The organism is Hydrogenoanaerobacterium sp. (genome assembly GCF_032017025.1).
Lineage (GTDB): Bacteria > Bacillota > Clostridia > Oscillospirales > Ruminococcaceae > Hydrogenoanaerobacterium.
This window is the reverse complement of sequence record NZ_DALZQO010000012.1, coordinates 44403-63069: the sequence shown is the minus strand read 5'-3', so window position 1 is coordinate 63069 and position 18667 is coordinate 44403. Positions and strand designations below refer to the sequence as shown.

Sequence of the window (18667 nt, the reverse complement as noted above, 5' to 3'; positions counted from 1 at the left end):
GAAACGCTATAAAGCGTTAACAATGCTTTTAAAGTGCCTGCCCCTAAGCTCAAAGTTCGCATATTGATCAAAGCTGGCACAGGCGGGCGAAAGCGTTACAATATCGCCTTGTACTGCAAGCTCGTTTGCTTTCGCAACAGCTTGCTCCATTGAGTCCACATGGTAGATCGAAAGTGCTTCGGGGTTGTAGCCCTCACATGCCAGTACTACACTTTGTATTTTATCTGCGGTATCGCCCATTAAAATCAGGTGCTTTACCTTTTCAACAATTTTAGGTGCAAGGGGCTCGAACGGAATCTTTTTATCGTAACCGCCCGCAATCAGAATCACCTTATGCGAAAACGAGTTTAGCCCCGCAATGGCTCTGGTAGGGCTGCTTGCAATTGAGTCGTTGTACCATTTTACGCCATCCAACTCACGCACCAGCTCAATACGGTGCTCCACGCCACCAAACACCCGCGCCACCAGCGCAATGTTTTCGGGCGAAACCTCTCCCCACACAGCGGCAATCGCGGTAAGGTAATTTTCAATATTGTGCACGCCGGGTATGCGAATTTCATCGCGGTGCACCACACGGGTAACACCGTTTTCCCCCGCCGCGCAAAGGTAACCCTCGCTATCGAGGAAAGCCCCTCTTTCCACTGCGCCCTGCCGCGAAAACCAGCGCAGGTCGCCGCGCACAAGCTCGGCAAAGCTGCGGGTGATTTCGTTATCTGCACCCAGCACCGTGCGGGAAAACGCATTTTGATGTACCACAAGGTGCTTTTTCGCGCCAATGTATTCCTCCATGGTGCCATGCACATCCAGGTGGTTGGGGGCAACGTTGGTGACCACCGCCACGTCCACCGCCTGACGCATAGAGAGCAACTGAAAGCTCGAAAGCTCTACCACCGCGCAATCGTCGGGTGCAATCTCTTCTATATAACACAGCAGCGGCTTGCCGATGTTGCCGCCGATGTGCACGGTTTTGCCCTGTGCGCTGAGCATTTCACCTATAAGCGTGGTGGTGGTGGTTTTGCCGTCCGACCCGGTTACCGCATATTTTTTGCAGGGGCACAGGTCAAGGAACACCTCCATTTCAGAAGTGACCACCCTGCCCGCTTCGCGCGCCGCGGTAAGCTTTTCGTTGTTGTAGTACATGCCGGGGGTGCGAAAAATAACGTCATATGCCATTAGGCCGTCAAGGTAGCGTTCGCCAAGGTCAAACTTTACCCCGCAGGCCTTCAGCTCGTCCGCCACATCACCAAGCTGCTCTGCTGTTCGTTTGTCGCACAGCGTGCAGTCAATACCCTTGCCCGCCATCATTTGAATCAATCTGGTGTGGGTTACACCCACACCAATAAACGCTACCTTTTTGTTTTGCAGCGTGTCAAAAAAACGTTTCACTTTACTGTCCATTTTGTAAACCACCTCTGCGGCAGGGTGCGCCGCCTTAAATTAATCTTGCACATTCCTATATTATACTTTTGTAATGGCGAAATATCAATAAAACCGCATAAAAAAGCCCTATTTCCCTCCAAGTAATGAAACTGCCCTGTTTTACCGCCGCATTGCGACAAAAAAACTGCTGCCTTTTGGGCAGCAGTTTCTCAGTTTCATCTTACCATACAGAACTGCTTGAGTTTAAAGTTTTTTTGCACCGTTTCAAACAGCTTAAAGCCATAATGCTCATACATATGCACATTTTCTACATTATGTGTCTCAAGCGACGTAGTCATGTTGTTTTTATCGGCGTATTCCAGCACAGAGCTCATCATTCTGCTTGCAATGCCTTTGCCGCGCATGGACGGCCGCACCGCAAAATAAATGATATGCAGACGATTTTCCTGCTTGATTCCCTCTGTCCATTCCGAATTGAGGTAGCTCTTGCCCTTCATAAAGTTGATGAACGTTTGCATGCTCGGGTCATCTTTAATGAGGTATGCTGCTGTTTTCAGTGCATAAAAAACCTCGGTGGCGTAGTATTTGATCGGGTTGTACGGCTCGCTTTCGTCCGATACAACAATAATACCGTTCACATCCTTGCTGTCTGCATAAATCTCACAGTTTTCAAACATCTCATCCAAATCACAACTAAAAATATCCGGCAGAATTTTGTTTCTTATTTCTTGTTTCGGTATCAATTGACAGTAGAGCGGGTCTTCACGAAAGCACTCAGTCAACAACTGTTTCAGCTTCTCTTCGTCTTTTCTGTCTACCCGGTATAAACTTTCGGTTTTCACGATTTCACTCACCTTTATCATCATTAAAAAATGTGTTTGCCTGTTGTATGATTAGGTAAGTATGGCTATGGCATAAATTCCACCCCTAATTGTGTTTTTGCCGGAGTGGTTGTTCTTTGGATAATTTTATTATACTCCCGCGTACATGCCATCTGCAAACTGCTGAAATGTAGCAAAGACTGTGATAAGCGAATGCTTATCACAGTCTTTTTAAGATTGCAGGCAGAAAACCATTGTTTTCCTCTTTATTTCACGTTCTTGCTCTGCCTTTTGGCGTTTGTTCATATTCATATTAAAATTATACAAGATTTGTTAAAATTTAGCCTTATCAATCAGCTTTTTGAGCTGCCCGGTAAAATCCGACGCATCCGCTACACAGCGGTCGAAAATGCGGTCGATGCGCTTTTCCATCTCGGTTTCGGCAGATGCGCCGAAGTGATTGCGGCTTTTGGCTCTGCCGTACTGCCTGACAAGGCGTTTGATCTCACCGGAGGTCGCTTCATCCAATTTGGATGACCTCGCCTTAATCTTGAGCAGCAGATTGTCACAATTTGCAATCAGGTCATTGTACTCCTGCTCGCTCTGCTGTTCAAACCGCGCAATCATCGCCTGCTCATCCTTTTGGTTGACAAAGTTCATTTCAATAATAGCAGCTTCGCCGCCCAAGCTTTTTATTTTTTCACAGAGCAATACCAGCTCGCTCACCTTTTTACTGCCCTTGGGTAGCAGTGAAATGCCTTGATTCACCGCTACAGCGCCAACATCCTTCAGCTTGCGCCATACATATACTCTATTTTTTGAGGGATTGATGGGCAGATTATAATTGAGTGCAATCCAGCGTATTCTTGCTGTTGCCATAGCAATTCCCCCTTTCGATTTTAGACCCGGTTTGCCTATGAGCAATTGCTCGCAGTACCCAAATTTCTTTTCTTTCATTGTAACAGGTGATACAAAAAAGTCAATCTATAGTTTTGTGCCACAGCACGAAAAAACAGGAATCGGCTTTGTGGCCGGGAGCAGGTTTTCAGCCATACAGCTACCTCCTTAAACACTGCGATTAAGCGGGCTTTTGCCAAAGCTTGAAATGTTAATTTATCTAAATAAAGTGCAGCACGTTCTTGCTTTGTGGTATACTGCTACAAACATTATACAACGCTTTTTGCGAACATTGCAATTAAGTGCCAAAAATGATATTATTAAGGATGCGAAGCGGTAGGTCTTTACTTGATTTTTAGCGCTTATTTTGCCATAAGCACACGATCTGCCGCAAATAGAATTGTAAAATAAACTTTATTTTATATTGCAAAGAATCGAAACGGAGGAATCAACCGTGTCAATTGAAAACCTTATGATCCCGCAGGTATATCCTGCCAAGCTTGATATTATGGATACTGAAAAAGCGATTAAGCTGGTGAAGGATACCTTTGAAACCGAGCTCGCCGCTGTGCTAGAGCTCACCCGTGTTTCCGCGCCGCTGTATGTGCGCCCAGAAACCGGACTAAATGACGACCTTAACGGCGTGGAGCGCCCCGTACAGTTTGACATCAAGGATATCGGTGCAGATGTGGCTATTGTACACAGCCTTGCCAAATGGAAGCGCATGGCACTCAAACGTTACGGTTTCAAGCCTGAAACCGGCCTGTATACCGATATGAACGCGATTCGCCGTGACGAAGAGCTCGACAACCTGCACTCGGTGTACGTTGACCAGTGGGATTGGGAAAAGGTGATTCTGGATGAGGACAGAACCATGCATTTTCTCAAGCATACCGTCCGTGATATTCTCTCGGCAATTGTTGCCACACAGAAAAAACTGTGCGCACGTTTTGAGCAGCTCGACTGTTTTATCACACAGGATGTGCACTTTGTCTCTTCACAGGAGCTGGAGGATATGTACCCCGAGCTCACCCCGAAAGAGCGCGAAAACGAAATATGCAAGCGTTACGGTGTGGTGTTCATTACCCAAATTGGCGGCAAGCTGCGCAGCGGCAAGCCGCACGACGGCAGAGCACCCGACTACGACGATTGGGATCTCAACGGCGATTTGCTTATCTGGTACCCTGTGCTAGACCGTGCAATCGAGCTTTCTTCCATGGGTATTCGCGTGGATGCGGCGGCGCTTAGCCGTCAGCTTACCCTTGCGGGCTGTGAAGAACGCCGCGAAATGCCGTTTCACAAAATGCTGCTCGGCGGCGAGCTGCCCCTCACCATGGGCGGCGGTATTGGTCAGTCACGCCTTTGCATGCTGCTGCTGCAAAAGGCACATATCGGCGAGGTTCAGGCTTCTGTCTGGCCCGATGATATGGCGAGCGCGTGTGAAGCAAACGGCATCCATCTGCTGTAGGCGGTGCAAGCGGCTGACCGGCACTGACCAAGATACCCATTTGACAGAAATCTTACTAATTGGGGGCATATTATGGATATGATTGCGAATTTCGGCAGCAAGGTGTTTGATGACAAGGTGATGCGCCAGCGATTGCCCAAACGTGTTTACGACAGCCTAAAGCACACCAACCGCGAAGGCACGCCGCTCGACCCTGCTATTGCAGAAGTGGTTGCGGGCTCGATGAAGGACTGGGCGGTTGAAAATGGGGCAACCCACTACACCCACTGGTTTCAGCCCATGACCAACATTACCGCAGGCAAGCACGACAGCTTTCTCACACCGGCCGGTGATGGCTCGGTGATTCTTGAGTTTTCGGGCAAAAGCCTTGTTGTGGGCGAGCCGGATGCATCCAGCTTCCCAAACGGTGGGCTGCGCAACACCTTTGAAGCACGCGGCTATACCGCGTGGGACCCCACCTCGCCTGCCTTTATCCGCGACCATACCCTGTATATTCCCACCGCTTTTTGCGCCTACACCGGCGAGGCGCTTGATATGAAAACACCCCTGCTGCGCTCAATGCAGGCACTTTCCACCGAAGCTTTGCGCGTACTGCGCCTGTTTGGCAACAACACCTCGCACCGTGTTATTCCCACAGTGGGCGCGGAACAGGAGTATTTTCTGGTTGACCGCAAGCTGTATGAACAGCGACTGGACCTTAAAATTTGCGGCAGAACGCTGTTCGGCGCAAAGCCCCCCAAAGGGCAGGAGCTGGATGACCACTACTGCGGCAGAATTCGCCTGCGTGTGGCGGAGTTTATGGAGACCCTCGACCAAGAGCTGTGGAGCCTTGGCGTAACCGCCAAAACCAAACACAACGAGGCTGCGCCCGCGCAGCATGAGCTTGCACCTGTGTTTGAAAGCGCGAACATTGCGTGTGACCACAACCACCTCACCATGGAGATGATGCGGCTCACCGCAAAAAAACTGGGACTAGCCTGCCTGCTACATGAAAAGCCATTTGCAGGGGTAAACGGCAGCGGCAAGCACAACAACTGGTCACTTTCCACCGATGACGGGCTTAACCTGCTCGATCCGGGCAAAACCCCGTGGGAGAATGTGCAGTTCCTCACCTTTTTGTGCGCCGTGATTACCGCAGTGCACGATTACAGCGATTTGCTGCGCCTTTCTGCCACCAGTGCGGGCAACGACCGCCGTTTAGGCGGCTATGAAGCGCCCCCTGCAATTATCTCTGTTTTTCTGGGGGAACAGCTCACACACACTCTAACCGACATTGCCTGCGGCAAACATGTCGACGTACCCGCTACGGTTTCACTGCAAATGGGAGTAGAGACCCTGCCCAACCTCAAACGGGATGACAGCGACCGCAACCGTACCTCGCCGTTTGCATTTACAGGCAACAAGTTTGAGTTTCGTATGGTGGGCTCGTCGCAGTCGATTGCACTTGCCAATGTGATGCTCAACACCGCGGTTGCCGATGTACTGCACGATTACGCTGATCGCCTCGCCCAGTCTGATGATTTTGACACCGAGCTGAAGGCGATTATTTCAGAAACAGTGCGCGATCACAGCGCTGTCATCTTCAACGGCAACAACTACACCGCCGAATGGGTGGAAGAAGCGAAACGCCGTGGCCTGCCCAACCTCGCCAACACTGTGGATGCCATTGAGGCGATGATCGACTGCAAAAACATCAACTTGTTTGAGCGCACCGGTGTCTTCTCCGAACTGGAGTGCCGCAGCCGTTACGACATCATGCTCGAAAACTATTGCAAGGTGGTCTGTATCGAAGCATCTACGATGCTGGAAATGGCCAAGCGCCAGATTTTCCCCGCCTGCATCAAATACACGGGTGACACCGCCGCCTCTTACAATGCCATGACCGCTGCCGGGCTCAGTGCAGCCGCGGTGCAAAATTACCTCGCAGAGCTTAATGAGCTGCTTGCTCAAATACAGGCAAACATCATCGCGCTGGAACAAGCCTACAGCACCGCACAGGGCATTACCGCTCACAAACCGCATGCAGCCGCAATGCGAGACCATGTGCTGCCCGCTATGGATGCACTGCGTACAAGCTGCGACAAAATGGAAACGATTATGGGCTGCCAGTACTGGCCAATGCCCACTTATACCGATTTGCTTCATCGCGTTTAATTTTCGGCTTTATCCAACTTTCGGAAAGGGGGTACATAGAGCGTGAAAAAACTAATCTCTGCCTTGCTTGCAGCAGTTTTACTGCTGACGGGCTTTACTGCTTGTGGCAAAAAAGATAAAACAGGTTACATTGTAAAGTACGATTTGACCAGTGTGCCGCGCTCGCTCGACCCCCAGCTTGCCGCCTCCAGCGAATCGCTGATGGTTGTGGAAAACACCTTTGAAGGACTGCTGCGACAGGGCGAAAACGGCGAACTGGTGCCCGGCGTCGCCACCGACTATAAAGTTTCGGAAGACGGCCTCACCTATACCTTTCAGCTGCGCACCGACGCTATGTGGAGTGACGGTAAAACACCCGTTACCGCGCATGATTTTGTCTTTGCGTTTCGGCGTGTTGTCGACCCTGTTACAGGCGGGGCAAGTGCTTCCAGCCTGCTGTGCGTGCGAAACGCCCCACAAATTTTGCGGGGTGAGCTTGACGCTTCGGCACTGGGGGTTGCTGCCAAGGATGACTACACCTTTGTCGTCACTCTGGAAACACCCAACCCATTTTTTGCTGAGATCGTCACCTCAGCCGCAGCAATGCCTTGCAACGAAGAGTTTTTTCGTTCCACCAAGGGACGTTACGGCTTAGAGCCAAAATATTTGATGTTTAACGGCCCGTTTATCATCAAAAGCTTTGACGAGCAGCGCCGGATGAGCCTGCGGGTAAACGATGATTACCGTTCCGGCACACCGGTTACTGCCGGCGGGGTAGACCTTTACTTCCAATTTGATGATAAACCGGATCCGGATGATCCGGGTGCCGTGCTCCAAACCGGCACACAAAAGCTGCTGGAACGCTTTTATACCGGTAAAACTGATGCAGCGCCTATTACTTACAGTGATGTGGAACTGCTGAAAACCGAAAACAGCGATTCCATCTACAGTTTTGAAAACACCGTGTGGGGGCTGGCATTCAACTGTAACACCAACACCTACGGCAACCAGAAAATACGCCGTGCACTGATGCTTTCGATGGATACAGATGAGCTCGCGCCTTTTATTACCGGAAACCTTGCCCCTGCTCATGCAATTGTTCCGTCTGCGGTAACCATGCTGGACAAGCCCTACCGCGAAATTGCGGGGGACAACCTGCGCACCGAGCGAGACCCTGCGCTTGCCAAGACACTGCTGCAAGAGGGGCTTTCTGAACTGGAAGTAAGCAAGCTTTCAAAAACCACCATCATCTGCCCCGATACCGGGGGGTTCGCCGCCATGCTGAGTGTTTTGCAGCGTCAACTGCAGGAGGCACTGGGCATTTTCATCAATCTGGAGCCGATGCCTATGGATTCGCTTAACGCCAAGGTACGCAGCGGCGATTATATGCTTGCGTTGGTGCCGCTTACCGCAGGGCGAAACAATCCCGATGCTGTGCTGAACACTTTTTCGGGTTATTCCAACCTGAATATCACCGGATATTCGGATGTGCTGTTTGATAAGACCCTCACCGACGCCATGGTTGCCGAGGACATTGCAGAAGCCGCAATGCTTTACAAGCAGGCAGAGCGCATGCTGATGGACAACGCAGTATATTTACCCCTCGCCTTTGAAACCTCGTATTATGCCGCTTCGCCTAATGTAGAGCAGTTGCAGTTTTCACCGTTTTCGTACAAGGTGTTTTTCAAGCATGCCCGTGCTTCCGAAGCACGAAGGTAAAAAGAGAAGCCCTCTCCATCTGGAGAGGGCTTTGTTGCGTCTATTTCTGGTCTATTTCTGTTTCCAGGCCATTACATACAGCATATGGTCGTTGTCCTCCGCCTTTTTTTCGTCGGTAACAGTGAACCCGCAGGAGCGGTAAAACCGCACTGCACTACGGTTCTCCTTGTACACCTCGAGCGTAAGAGCGCTGTACAGAGCTTTCGCGTAATTAATAAGTGCGGTGCCTATGCCGATGCCCTGCTGCTCATATTCCACAAACAGTGCACCGATCAACGTATTGTCAATCACGCTGATGAAGCCGAGCACCCTGCCATCCCGCTCATCCACATAGGTGTCGGACGAGGGAAGCCAGGCATTTTTGACGGTATCGTAGTTGCCGTACCAGTAATCTTCAGAGATAAACGGGTGCCCCTGTATCGTGGCATTCAGCCAGATCTCCATGACACGCGGAACATCCAGCATGCTGATTCTCCGAATCATTTAGCGAGGCTCCATTTTACGCCCTGCGGTGTATCCTCCAGCACCACGCCCATATCTTTCAGCTTATCGCGGATTTCGTCGGCAGTTTTAAAATCTTTGCTCTTTCTCGCAGCCTGTCGCTGCTCAATCAGCGCTTCCACCTCAGCGTCAATGCTGGCGGTTTTGCGGTTGTAGAGCAAACCGAGAACATCGGTCAACTCATCAAAGATATTTGCAGCAAAGGTTACATAATCTTTGCTGCGCGGCTCGGCAATGGCCGTGTTGATGTCGCGCGCCATATCAAACAGTGCAGCAATGCCGTCTGCGGTGTTCAGGTCATCGTCCATCGCGGTAATGAACTGCTCGCGGCGGGCTTCCAGCTGCTTTTTCATCTCTGCTTCACCCGCACCAATCTCATCCACTGCATTTTTCAGTGCAAAATCGAGGTTGTCGCGGCAGGTATGCAGGCGTGCAAGTGCCGCCTGGCACTGCTCTATCACCTCAAGGCTGTAGTTGATGGGGCTGCGGTAGTGCGCCTGCAGCATCATAAACTTGATTGGCTCGTAGCCAAACTGGTTTGCCACGTCACGGGTGGTGAAGAAGTTGTTCAGCGATTTGCTCATCTTGCGGTTATCCACATTGATGTAGCCGTTGTGCATCCAGTAGCGGACGTAATCCTTGCCGGAGCAGCACTCTGCCTGCGCAATCTCGTTCTCATGATGTGGGAAAATCAAATCCTGCCCGCCGCAGTGAATGTCGATGGTTTCACCAAGGTATTTGCGAATCATTGCGGTGCACTCAATGTGCCAGCCGGGGCGGCCCTTGCCCCACGGCGATTCCCACGCGGGCTCACCGGGTTTTGCCGCTTTCCACAGCACAAAGTCCATGGCGTCCTCTTTTTGATCGCTTATATCAATGCGGTTGCCCGAATCCAGCTCTTCGAGCGGCATATGCGAAAGCTTGCCGTAGCCGGGGTCCTTTTTGGTGCGGAAGTACACATCGCCGCCACTCGCGTAGGCAAAGCCCTTATTCACCAGCTCTTGCACAATGCTGATGATTTCATCAACATTTTCGGTCGCCTTGGGGTGGTGGGTAGCCTCGCGCACGCCCAAACCCTCTGCATCAATTTTATACTCTTCAATGTAACGGGCAGCAACCTCTGCTACAGTAATGCCCTCTTCATTTGCTTTTTTAATCAGCTTATCGTCAATATCGGTAAAGTTCTGCACAAAGGTAACCTGGTTGCCGCGGTATTCCAAATAACGGCGCAACACGTCAAATACACAGATAGGGCGTGCATTGCCAATGTGGATAAAGTTGTAAACGGTAGGCCCACAGGCGTACATTTTAATTTCGCCCGGGGTAATGGGGATGAGCTCTTCTTTTTGTCTTGTCAGCGTATTGTATACTTTCATTTATGTTCCTCCGAAGATTGAATTAGAATGAGTGCCCTGCCACGGGCCGGCATTCTGCCTTAAGCGCTATCAAAAGGGGGGCGGACCCCGCAGAACCACAAAATAACTACCTCAGCCGGTTACTGCATGGTGTTGATACAGCCGCGGTTTTTCCAAACGTAGTTGACACCTGAAATGACGGTGAGAGCTACCGACAGCCACATCAGTACATCGGCGGGCAGTCGCAGAGTCACCCACATTCCCTGATCGCTCGGGCTTACAAGGCCTGAATTCATCAACAGCCACATTACAAGAATGGTGTAAATGATCCATATCATTTGGCACACGGTTTTGTATTTGCCCCATTTGTCGGCAGCAATAACAATACCGCTGCCCGCCGCAACCAGACGCAGCGAGGTAACCAAAAATTCGCGTGCCAAAATAATAACAATTACAAACGCAGGTGCATAGCCCAGCTCCACAAAACAGATCATGCCCGCCATGACAAGGATCTTATCCGCGAGCGGATCCATAAACTTGCCGAAATCGGTGACAAGCCCCCGCTTACGGGCAATTTGGCCGTCGAGCAAATCGGTAAGGGACGCAATTACAAAGATAATAAGCGCCCACAGATAGTTCTGCGGAATTCCGTTACTCAGCATGAACACCAAAAACACCGGAACAAGCGCCATACGCAGCACCGTAAGTTTGTTTGGCAGATTCAATTCAATTCGCCTCCTGTGTGTGACCAACAAGGTCATATTCTATGACATCTTCTATGGTAACCATCACAAAGTCGCCCGCTTGCAGCGCTGTCTCACTGGTGAAATATACCTTGCCGTCAATATCGGGGGCATCGGCGGCGGTTCTGCCGTAGTACAGCTTGTTCTTTTTATCAAAGCCTTCCACCAGCGCTTCCAGTGTTTTACCAATTTTCTCACGGTTGCGGGCTTCCATAATGCCCATCTGTTCTTCCATAATAATATCGGCGCGGCGGCGTTTCACCTCGTCATCAACTTGCTCACCAAACTCCGCAGCAGGGGTTCCATCCTCCGCCGAGTAGGGGAAGCAGCCGAGACGGTCAAACTGCACCTCTTTGATAAACACGCAAAGATCTTCAAAATCCTGCTCGGTCTCACCGGGGAAGCCTGTGATAAACGTGGTACGCAGCGTTACGCCGTCTATCTTTTCGCGCACACGGTTCATCAGTGCGGTGAGCGATTCGCGGTCAAACCGACGGTTCATCCGCTTTAAGATGTTGCCGCTCGCATGCTGCAGCGGAATATCAATGTATTTGCAAATTTGGGGCTGGCGCGCCATGGTATCCAGCAGCTCATCGGTAATGGTATCGGGGTAGCCGTAAAGAATACGAATCCAGTGCAGCCCCTCAATCTCGCAAAGCTTGTCAAGCAGCTCGGGCAGCATCAGCTTGCCGTAAATATCCTTGCCGTAACGGGTGGTGTCCTGTGCAATAACGTTGAGTTCCTTCACGCCGTTTTTAGCAAGTGTTTTTGCCTCTGCAAGCACATCCTCCATCGGCCTGCTGCGAAAGCCGCCGCGGATGATGGGAATGGCGCAATAGGTACAGCGGTTGTCGCAGCCCTCGGCAACCTTGAGGTATGCGGTGTAGGGTGCGGTGGTCATAACACGCTCGCCGCTGAGTATCACCTTATTTTTGTCGGCAAACTCATACACCTTCTGCCCCTGCATGGCTTTTTCAATCGCCTGGGCAATCTGGCTGTTCGAGCCGATGCCGAGCACCACGTCCGCCTCGGGTATCTCTTTCGCAACCTCCATCTGGTAGCGTTCGGCGAGGCAGCCCGTCACCACTACAACCTTCACCCTGCCCTGCTCCTTGAGCCCCACGAATTCGAGGATGTTCTCAATCGATTCGCGCTTTGCGTCCTCAATAAACCCACAGGTGTTGATGATGACCACGTCGCATTTTTTTGCATCGCCGCACAGCTCGTAACCCTGCTTTGTGATGAGCGACAGCATAATCTCCGCGTCAACCTGATTTTTGGTGCAGCCCAACGACACCATTCCTACTTTAATCGGCATTCCATTATCTCCATTATCTTTTACAATTTTATTCGTCGTAGTCATCCGCCTGCGGTATCTCAAATGTATTCAGCACACGGCGAATATCGTCGTAGCGGTAGCCAAGGCGGATAAGCGCATTGATTGTTTTGTCAACGCCCTTTTTATCGCCCAAATACCGCGCATATTTCCGCTCAATAATCGCAGTGATTTTCTCGTCTACATCCACCGTTTGCGCAAGCTGTTCCAGGGTATCTTCAATCAGCTCTTTGTCGACACCCTTTTTGTAAAGCTCCTGCCGAATGCGCGACATGCCATACCCTTTGCTGTTTGCCAGCTGCCTGGCGTAGCGCTCGGCGTAATCCTCGTCATTCACCAGCCCAAGCTCCTCCATACGCCCTGTAACCTCAGCGGCAGTGTCCGCATCGGAGGTTTTGGTAAGCTTATCGGTCAGCTCTTTTTTGGTGTGGCTTTTGTAGCCCAGCAGGTACAGCGCGCGCTCGCGGGTACGGCGCAGGTCTGACTGCTTTTGCAGCTCGAGTAATGCGTTTCGGTCAATTGCTTTGCCTGCCTTGAGCCCCACATTAAAAATAATCTCGGCATCCAGCATCATTGCATATTCCCCGTCTACATAAACAGCGCAGCGTGTTCCCTTTCGCTTTTCAATCGCGGTAATCAGCATTATTCTTCAACTTCCACATCAAGGTCGACCTGCTTTGCCGCAGCACCTTTTTTGCCGGTAGTTTTTCCGCCGCCGCGCACCATCACAAGCTCATCCGCCCTTGCGCGAATCTGCTTGTCGATATCGGCTGTAAATTCGGGGTTGGCCTTCATGTATTCCTTGACATTATCGCGGCCCTGCCCCAGCCTGGTTTCACCGTAGCTAAACCATGCACCACTCTTGTTGATAATTTCAAGCTTTACGGCAAGGTCGAGAACCTCGCCTTCTTTTGAAATACCGGTGCCATACATAATATCAAATTCCGCCTCGCGGAACGGAGGTGCTACCTTGTTTTTCACAACCTTGACGCGGGTGCGGTTGCCAATACCCTCTGTACCGTTTTTCAACTGCTCAATTCTTCGAATATCCATGCGAACCGAGGAGTAGAATTTCAGTGCCCGCCCGCCGGGAGTTACCTCGGGGTTGCCATAGGCAATGCCCACTTTTTCACGCAGCTGGTTAATGAACAGTGCAACGCAGTTGGATTTGGAAATGACACCGGTGAGCTTACGCAGTGCCTGCGACATCAGGCGCGCCTGTAAGCCCACATGGGCATCGCCCATTTCACCCTCAATCTCAGCGCGCGGTACCATTGCCGCAACCGAGTCAATTACAATTGCGTCAATCGCACCCGAGCGCACCAGCGCCTCGGTAATCTCCAGCGCCTGCTCGCCTGTATCGGGCTGCGAAACCAGCAGTGCGTCAATATCAACGCCCAGTGCCTTTGCATAAACGGGGTCGAGTGCATGCTCTACGTCTATAAACGCAACCTCGCCGCCGTTTTTCTGTGCCTCTGCAATGATGTGCAGTGCAACGGTGGTTTTACCTGAACTCTCCGGCCCGTAAATCTCTACGATTCTGCCACGTGGAACACCGCCGATGCCAAGTGCAAGATCAAGTGAGATGGAGCCGGTGGAGATTGCCTCGACGTTCAGCGTTGAGTTCTGCCCCAGCTTCATCACCGCGCCCTTACCAAATTGTTTTTCTATCTGACTGAGCGCCGTTTCCAGTGCTTTTTGTTTATCTACTGCCATTTGTTTCCGTCCCTTCCGACAAACATCCCTATAAAAGAACAAATGTTTATCTCGTCATTACAACTAGATTAATTATATATGAAACGGTTTGCAATTGCAAGGAAACGCCGTTGTTTTACGCCTGCTTTTTATACAAATACAAGCTGCACCAACAGCATATAAACCAACGTGCCCGCACCAATGCTGAGCAGGGTGTTGCCCTTCCAAATATGCAGCAGCACAATACAGGCAATTGCAATAGCCTCAGGGATGGAAAAGGGGGCTGTGGTAAACGACACCCCTTTGAGGCAGTACACCACCAATAGGCCGATTACCGCATAGGGCAGCACCTTACCGAGATACGTAATGTAGGGCGATGTTTTTTTACTGTCGGGGAAGATGAAAAAGGGTAAAAACCTCGTAACCATCGTGCCAAGGGTAACCGCACCGACAATGCCAAGCGTTTGCATAAAGGTAAGCGTCATCACACCGCCTCCTGTTCAATTTTTTTTCGAAACAGAGTTAAAACCGCAAGAATCGACAGCATTGCGGGAATCATAAAGTGGCTTTGCCCAAACAAAACCAGGCATATTGCCGAGCACACCACACCAATTACGGCGGGTGTATGCTTTTTACTGCTTTTCCATTGGTTGATAAAGATTACCACGAACAGCGCCGTCAAAACAAAATCGAGCCCTTTGGTGTCAAAGCTTATCATTGGCCCTAAGGCGCCGCCCAGTGCGGAGCCCAGCACCCAATACCCGTGATCCAGCAAGGTAACAAAAAACATAAACCAATTGCGGTCTACCCCCTGCGGTGGCTCGGCTGAACACAGAATAGAAAAGGTTTCGTCGCACAAACCAAAGATAAGATAAGGCTTAAAGCGCCCCGTCCCCTGGAACTTTTCGAGCATAGAAATACCGTAAAACAAGTGGCGCGCATTCACCATTAAGGTAATGAGCAGTGCATATATCGGGTCAAAAACTGTGGTAAGCAGCGTAATTGCCACATATTGCATGCTGCCCGCAAACGCCACGGCACTCATCAGCACCGTCCAGCCCACACCGTAACCTTTTGTATTCATTAAAATTCCGTAGGCAATGCCCAAAAACAAAAAACCCGTCAGCACCGGAATGGTATGCGGAAACGCAGCTTTGAGCGCCTTTCTTTTTTCGTTCATTGTAAATTCTCCTGTTACATCTTCCGCTGTCAAAGCCGTTTTCTACAGCTCGTCCAGCGTTAAGTCGTATGAATGCAAAAACTCGTGTAAAAAAACATCTGCCTCGGGCAGATGCATTTCGCGAATCGCCTGTTCGGTTGCCTGCCGCGCCTTGCGAAACTCGCGGTTGCCGGCGTTTTCTTCCTCCATACACTTCAGCAAGGCCGAAATTTTATCCGCAGCCTTTACCAGTTTTGCAGCATCGTCCTCGGGCTCCACCGCAAAAAAGCCCTCGTAATCGGGGCGCAGGTCATTGGGCAGCATCGAGAGCAGCCTTTGGTTGGCAGTGTATTCAATTGCCTTGTAGCTATCACGAATCTGCGGGTTTTGATATTTGATAGGCGTAGGCAGGTCGCCCGTTATAATTTCAGAGCAGTCGTGGTAAAGGGCATACAGCACCAGCTTGCCTGCATCGTAGTTTCTTCCCAGCCTCCGGTTGCCGATTACCGCAAGTGCATGGGCGAGAATCGCTACCTCCAAGCTGTGTTCCGCGAGGTTTTCTTCTCGGGTGCTGCGCATCAGCCCCCAGCGATTGATGTATTTCATGCGCGAAAGCATTGCATAAAAGCTGCTGTTGTCCATCAAACGTCCTCCAAAAACACATCTTTTTTTTCTTATCTGCAAAAAACGAGCGCAGAAGAGCCACTATTTGGGTAGCACAGCATATTCCGCGCTTCTTGTGTAAAACTTAACAATAGTATCTACTCTATTATAGCAACTTTGCAGTTTCAATTCTATATTTGTAATTGTAAAACTTCCACAATATGATATAATTTATGTTGTACTAATTTCCATATGGGGTGAAAAGATTTGAACAGCTTAACATACAAAACTCAAAAAAGCAAACACTGGCTGGCGTTTTTTGTGGCGCTCGGCACCGCCGCCGTTATTTTTCTGCCATTTGTGATCTATAACCGCGGGTTTTTTATCTACATTGGCGACTTTAATGTGCAGCAGATTCCGTTTTACAAGCTCGCACATGAAGCTGTGCGCAGCGGAGATATCTTTTGGAACTGGTACACCGACCTTGGCGCTAACTTTATAGGGTCGTACAGCTTTTATCTTACCTTCAGCCCGTTTTTTTGGCTGACACTGCCGTTTCCCACCGAGGCACTGCCTTATTTGATGGCACCCCTGCTGGTGCTGAAAACCGCCTGCGCAGCGCTGACTTCCTATTTTTATTTGCAGCGCTTTGTTCGGGATAAGAACTACGCGGTGATTGGCTCGCTGTTGTATGCATTTTCGGGCTTCACGGCCTATAACATCTTTTTCAACCACTTCCACGAAGTAATTGTGTTTTTCCCCCTTATGCTCATCGGGCTGGAGGAACTGCTGGTAAACAACCGCCGCGGCGTGTTTGCCATTACCGTCGCCATTAACGCCATTGTAAACTACTGGTTTTTTGTCGGCGAGGTCGTGTTTGTCATCCTCTACTACTTTATTCGCTGCACAGGGCTCAAAGGCGGCATTAAAAAGTTCTTCTGGGTGGCGTTTGAGGCGGTACTTGGTGTACTGTGCTCGATGTTTGCTTTGCTGCCCAGTGTGCTTGCGGTAATGGGCAACCCACGCACTGCTCTGCCCGAAAACATGCTGGGGGGCTGGCAGTTCTGGCTGTACACCCACGAGCAGCGCCAGCCGGGTATTCTTGCAAGTTTTTTCTTCCCGCCCGAAACACCCTCGCGCCCAAACATGTTCCCCGACCATGGTGCAAAATGGGCCTCGCTTTCGGCGTGGCTGCCCTTGTTCTCAATGTCTGGTGTGCTCGCATTTCTCATCAGTGCACGCAAAAACTGGCTGCGTAAAATGATAATTGCCTGCTTTGTTATCGCCATGGTGCCCGGGCTTAACAGCCTGTTTGTGGGCTTTAACCACTCGTATTACACCCGCTGGTTCTATATGTTGGTGCTGCTGCTTTGTGCAGCTACCGTGGTGGCACTTGAAAACGCAAAAATTGATATCATGCGCGGATACCGCTGGACAGCTGTGGTCACCGGGGTGATCCTTTTGGCGGTTGGCTTTACGCCGGTATTCAAAGACGGCGCGGTGGAAAAAATCGGGCTTGCCAATGACATGCAGCTCTTTTGGGTTTACGCCGCTATATCGGTACTTGCCCTGCTGCTTTGCTACCTGCTTATTGCGCATGCCCGCCAAAATAAGAACTTTACCCGCACGGTCATCGTTGTGCTTGCACTGTTCAGCGTTAGTTATACGGCGTTGTATCTGGGTATTTCCAAGCAGGATATGGCGGGGGACAACTATATTATTGATAACGGCATAATGGGGCGTCGCAACCTGAAAATGCCCGATTTGGACGAACAATTTTATCGTATGGATATTTATGACAGCGGCGACAACTTCGGCATGTATTGGCACATTCCTAACATTCAGGCATTTCATTCGGTAGTACCCACCTCGATTATGAAGTTTTACCCCGAGGTAGGCGTAAAGCGCGATGTTTCCTCCCGCCCGCAGCCGGAGTATTATGCGCTGCGCAGCCTGTTCTCGGTGAAGTACCTGTTCATCGGCACCGACAAAGAGGATCAGGAACCGATGCCCGGCTACCACCTTACCTCCAAACAGCTTGGCTTTAACATTTATGAGAACGAAAATTACCTGCCGATGGGCTTTGCCTTCGACGGCTTTATCACGGAGGACGAGTTTAAGGAAGTGCCCGAAGCAGACCGACACAAAATTTTGATGCGTGCCCTGGTGCTCAACGATGAGCAGGCAGCACGTTATGGCACAATGCTCGACCATGTTGTGGTCAGCAACGATATGCCCGTTGACTATACCGATTTTCTTGATGATGTCGCCGCACGCCGTGAGGGCTCGTGCTATTTCTTCCAAAAGGATAACCGCGGCTTTACCGCGCGCAGCAACCTGGATAAACCGGGATTGATGTTTTTCAGTGTACCATCCGACAAGGGCTGGTCTGCTACCGTAAACGGCGAGCCTGCCCAGATTGAAACGGTGGACATTGGTTTTATGGCGGTACGTGTTCCTGCAGGCGAATGTGAAATACGCTTTGATTATATGACGCCCGGCCTGCTGTTTGGGTTGGCTGTAACCGGCGGCGCGGTAATTGTTTTGCTGGCTTACTGGCTGGTTGCGCGTCGCGTGTATCCCAGCAGGAAACGCGTTCAAAAATATGAGCTGTTTGAACCGGATTTTATTTTGGACGAGCAGCTGGAAGATCAGCTTTCGCTGGATGACTGCCTTGACGCACCCGAAGCCCACACCGAACCCGCCGAACCGCAAGCATCCGACGAAGTGATTGCTGCAGAAGATGTCAACTGGAGCGAGGAAGACTTTATTGGTGAGAGGGAGCAGGCTGCGCCACAGCAAGTATCAAAACCCAAGCAAAACAATAAGAAAAAGAAACACAAAAAATAATGGGAGG

General features: G+C 50.6%; 16 protein-coding genes. 4 read left to right on the top strand and 12 right to left on the bottom strand.

Annotation, left to right across the window (positions count from 1 at the left end; genetic code table 11):
* Positions 1-6: 6 nt before the first annotated feature.
* The 3 genes from murD to RTV33_RS08955 all read right to left on the bottom strand — a co-directional run bounded on the left by murD (position 7) and on the right by RTV33_RS08955 (position 3080).
* Positions 7-1398, bottom strand: a complete 1392-nt coding sequence (gene murD / locus RTV33_RS08965) for a UDP-N-acetylmuramoyl-L-alanine--D-glutamate ligase (protein ID WP_312643573.1) — start codon at positions 1396-1398, stop codon at positions 7-9.
* A gap of 197 nt (positions 1399-1595) precedes the next feature.
* The gene (locus RTV33_RS08960) at positions 1596-2222 is read right to left on the bottom strand and encodes a GNAT family N-acetyltransferase (protein WP_312643571.1); all 627 of its coding nucleotides are present in this window, start codon (positions 2220-2222) and stop codon (positions 1596-1598) included.
* A 312-nt stretch (positions 2223-2534) separates the two neighbouring features.
* Positions 2535-3080 carry a Chromate resistance protein ChrB gene (locus RTV33_RS08955; protein ID WP_312643569.1) on the bottom strand — a complete coding sequence of 182 codons (546 nt, stop codon included), beginning with the start codon at positions 3078-3080 and terminating at the stop codon, positions 2535-2537.
* 472 nt (positions 3081-3552) lie between these two features.
* On the opposite strand from RTV33_RS08955, the gene asnA reads away from it, so the two are divergent.
* The 3 genes from asnA (at position 3553) to RTV33_RS08940 (ending at position 8418) form a co-directional block, all read left to right on the top strand.
* Positions 3553-4566 (top strand): aspartate--ammonia ligase, encoded by a 1014-nt coding sequence (gene asnA, locus RTV33_RS08950; protein ID WP_396327240.1) that lies wholly within the window; start codon positions 3553-3555, stop codon positions 4564-4566.
* A gap of 72 nt (positions 4567-4638) precedes the next feature.
* Complete coding sequence (locus tag RTV33_RS08945) at positions 4639-6720, top strand: glutamine synthetase III (protein WP_312643568.1); 2082 nt, start codon at positions 4639-4641, stop codon at positions 6718-6720.
* 42 nt (positions 6721-6762) lie between these two features.
* Positions 6763-8418, top strand: coding sequence for a peptide ABC transporter substrate-binding protein (locus RTV33_RS08940; protein WP_312643566.1), 1656 nt, complete (start codon positions 6763-6765; stop codon positions 8416-8418).
* A 51-nt stretch (positions 8419-8469) separates the two neighbouring features.
* Here the strand turns inward: RTV33_RS08940 and RTV33_RS08935 are convergent, their stop codons facing one another.
* From RTV33_RS08935 to yfbR, 9 genes are all read right to left on the bottom strand, one after another.
* Entirely contained in the window at positions 8470-8901 is a 432-nt protein-coding gene (locus RTV33_RS08935; RefSeq protein WP_312643564.1) for an N-acetyltransferase, read from the bottom strand.
* Positions 8898-10295, bottom strand: coding sequence for a cysteine--tRNA ligase (cysS, locus tag RTV33_RS08930; RefSeq protein WP_312643563.1), 1398 nt, complete (start codon positions 10293-10295; stop codon positions 8898-8900). The genes RTV33_RS08935 and cysS overlap by 4 nt, the downstream gene beginning before the upstream one ends.
* A 119-nt stretch (positions 10296-10414) precedes the next feature.
* Positions 10415-10999, bottom strand: coding sequence for a CDP-diacylglycerol--glycerol-3-phosphate 3-phosphatidyltransferase (pgsA, locus tag RTV33_RS08925; protein ID WP_312643561.1), 585 nt, complete (start codon positions 10997-10999; stop codon positions 10415-10417).
* A 1-nt stretch (position 11000) separates the two neighbouring features.
* The gene (gene rimO / locus RTV33_RS08920; RefSeq protein ID WP_312643559.1) at positions 11001-12335 is read right to left on the bottom strand and encodes a 30S ribosomal protein S12 methylthiotransferase RimO; all 1335 of its coding nucleotides are present in this window, start codon (positions 12333-12335) and stop codon (positions 11001-11003) included.
* A 28-nt stretch (positions 12336-12363) separates the two neighbouring features.
* Positions 12364-12996 (bottom strand): RecX family transcriptional regulator, encoded by a 633-nt coding sequence (locus RTV33_RS08915; RefSeq protein ID WP_312643557.1) that lies wholly within the window; start codon positions 12994-12996, stop codon positions 12364-12366.
* Positions 12996-14069, bottom strand: a complete 1074-nt coding sequence (gene recA, locus RTV33_RS08910) for a recombinase RecA (protein WP_312643555.1) — start codon at positions 14067-14069, stop codon at positions 12996-12998. Before recA ends, RTV33_RS08915 begins: the two co-directional genes overlap by 1 nt.
* Before the next feature lie 128 nt (positions 14070-14197).
* Positions 14198-14533 carry an AzlD domain-containing protein gene (locus RTV33_RS08905; protein WP_312643553.1) on the bottom strand — a complete coding sequence of 112 codons (336 nt, stop codon included), beginning with the start codon at positions 14531-14533 and terminating at the stop codon, positions 14198-14200.
* On the bottom strand, positions 14533-15228 hold the full coding sequence (locus tag RTV33_RS08900; protein ID WP_312643552.1) for an AzlC family ABC transporter permease: 696 nt from the start codon (positions 15226-15228) through the stop codon (positions 14533-14535). The genes RTV33_RS08905 and RTV33_RS08900 overlap by 1 nt, the downstream gene beginning before the upstream one ends.
* A gap of 42 nt (positions 15229-15270) precedes the next feature.
* A complete protein-coding gene (yfbR, locus tag RTV33_RS08895; protein ID WP_312643550.1) occupies positions 15271-15849 on the bottom strand; it encodes a 5'-deoxynucleotidase in 579 nt (192 codons plus the stop codon).
* 228 nt (positions 15850-16077) lie between these two features.
* Here yfbR and RTV33_RS08890 point away from each other — a divergent pair, with 228 nt between their 5' ends.
* Positions 16078-18660 (top strand): YfhO family protein, encoded by a 2583-nt coding sequence (locus tag RTV33_RS08890; RefSeq protein WP_312643549.1) that lies wholly within the window; start codon positions 16078-16080, stop codon positions 18658-18660.
* The last annotated feature ends 7 nt before the right edge of the window (positions 18661-18667 follow it).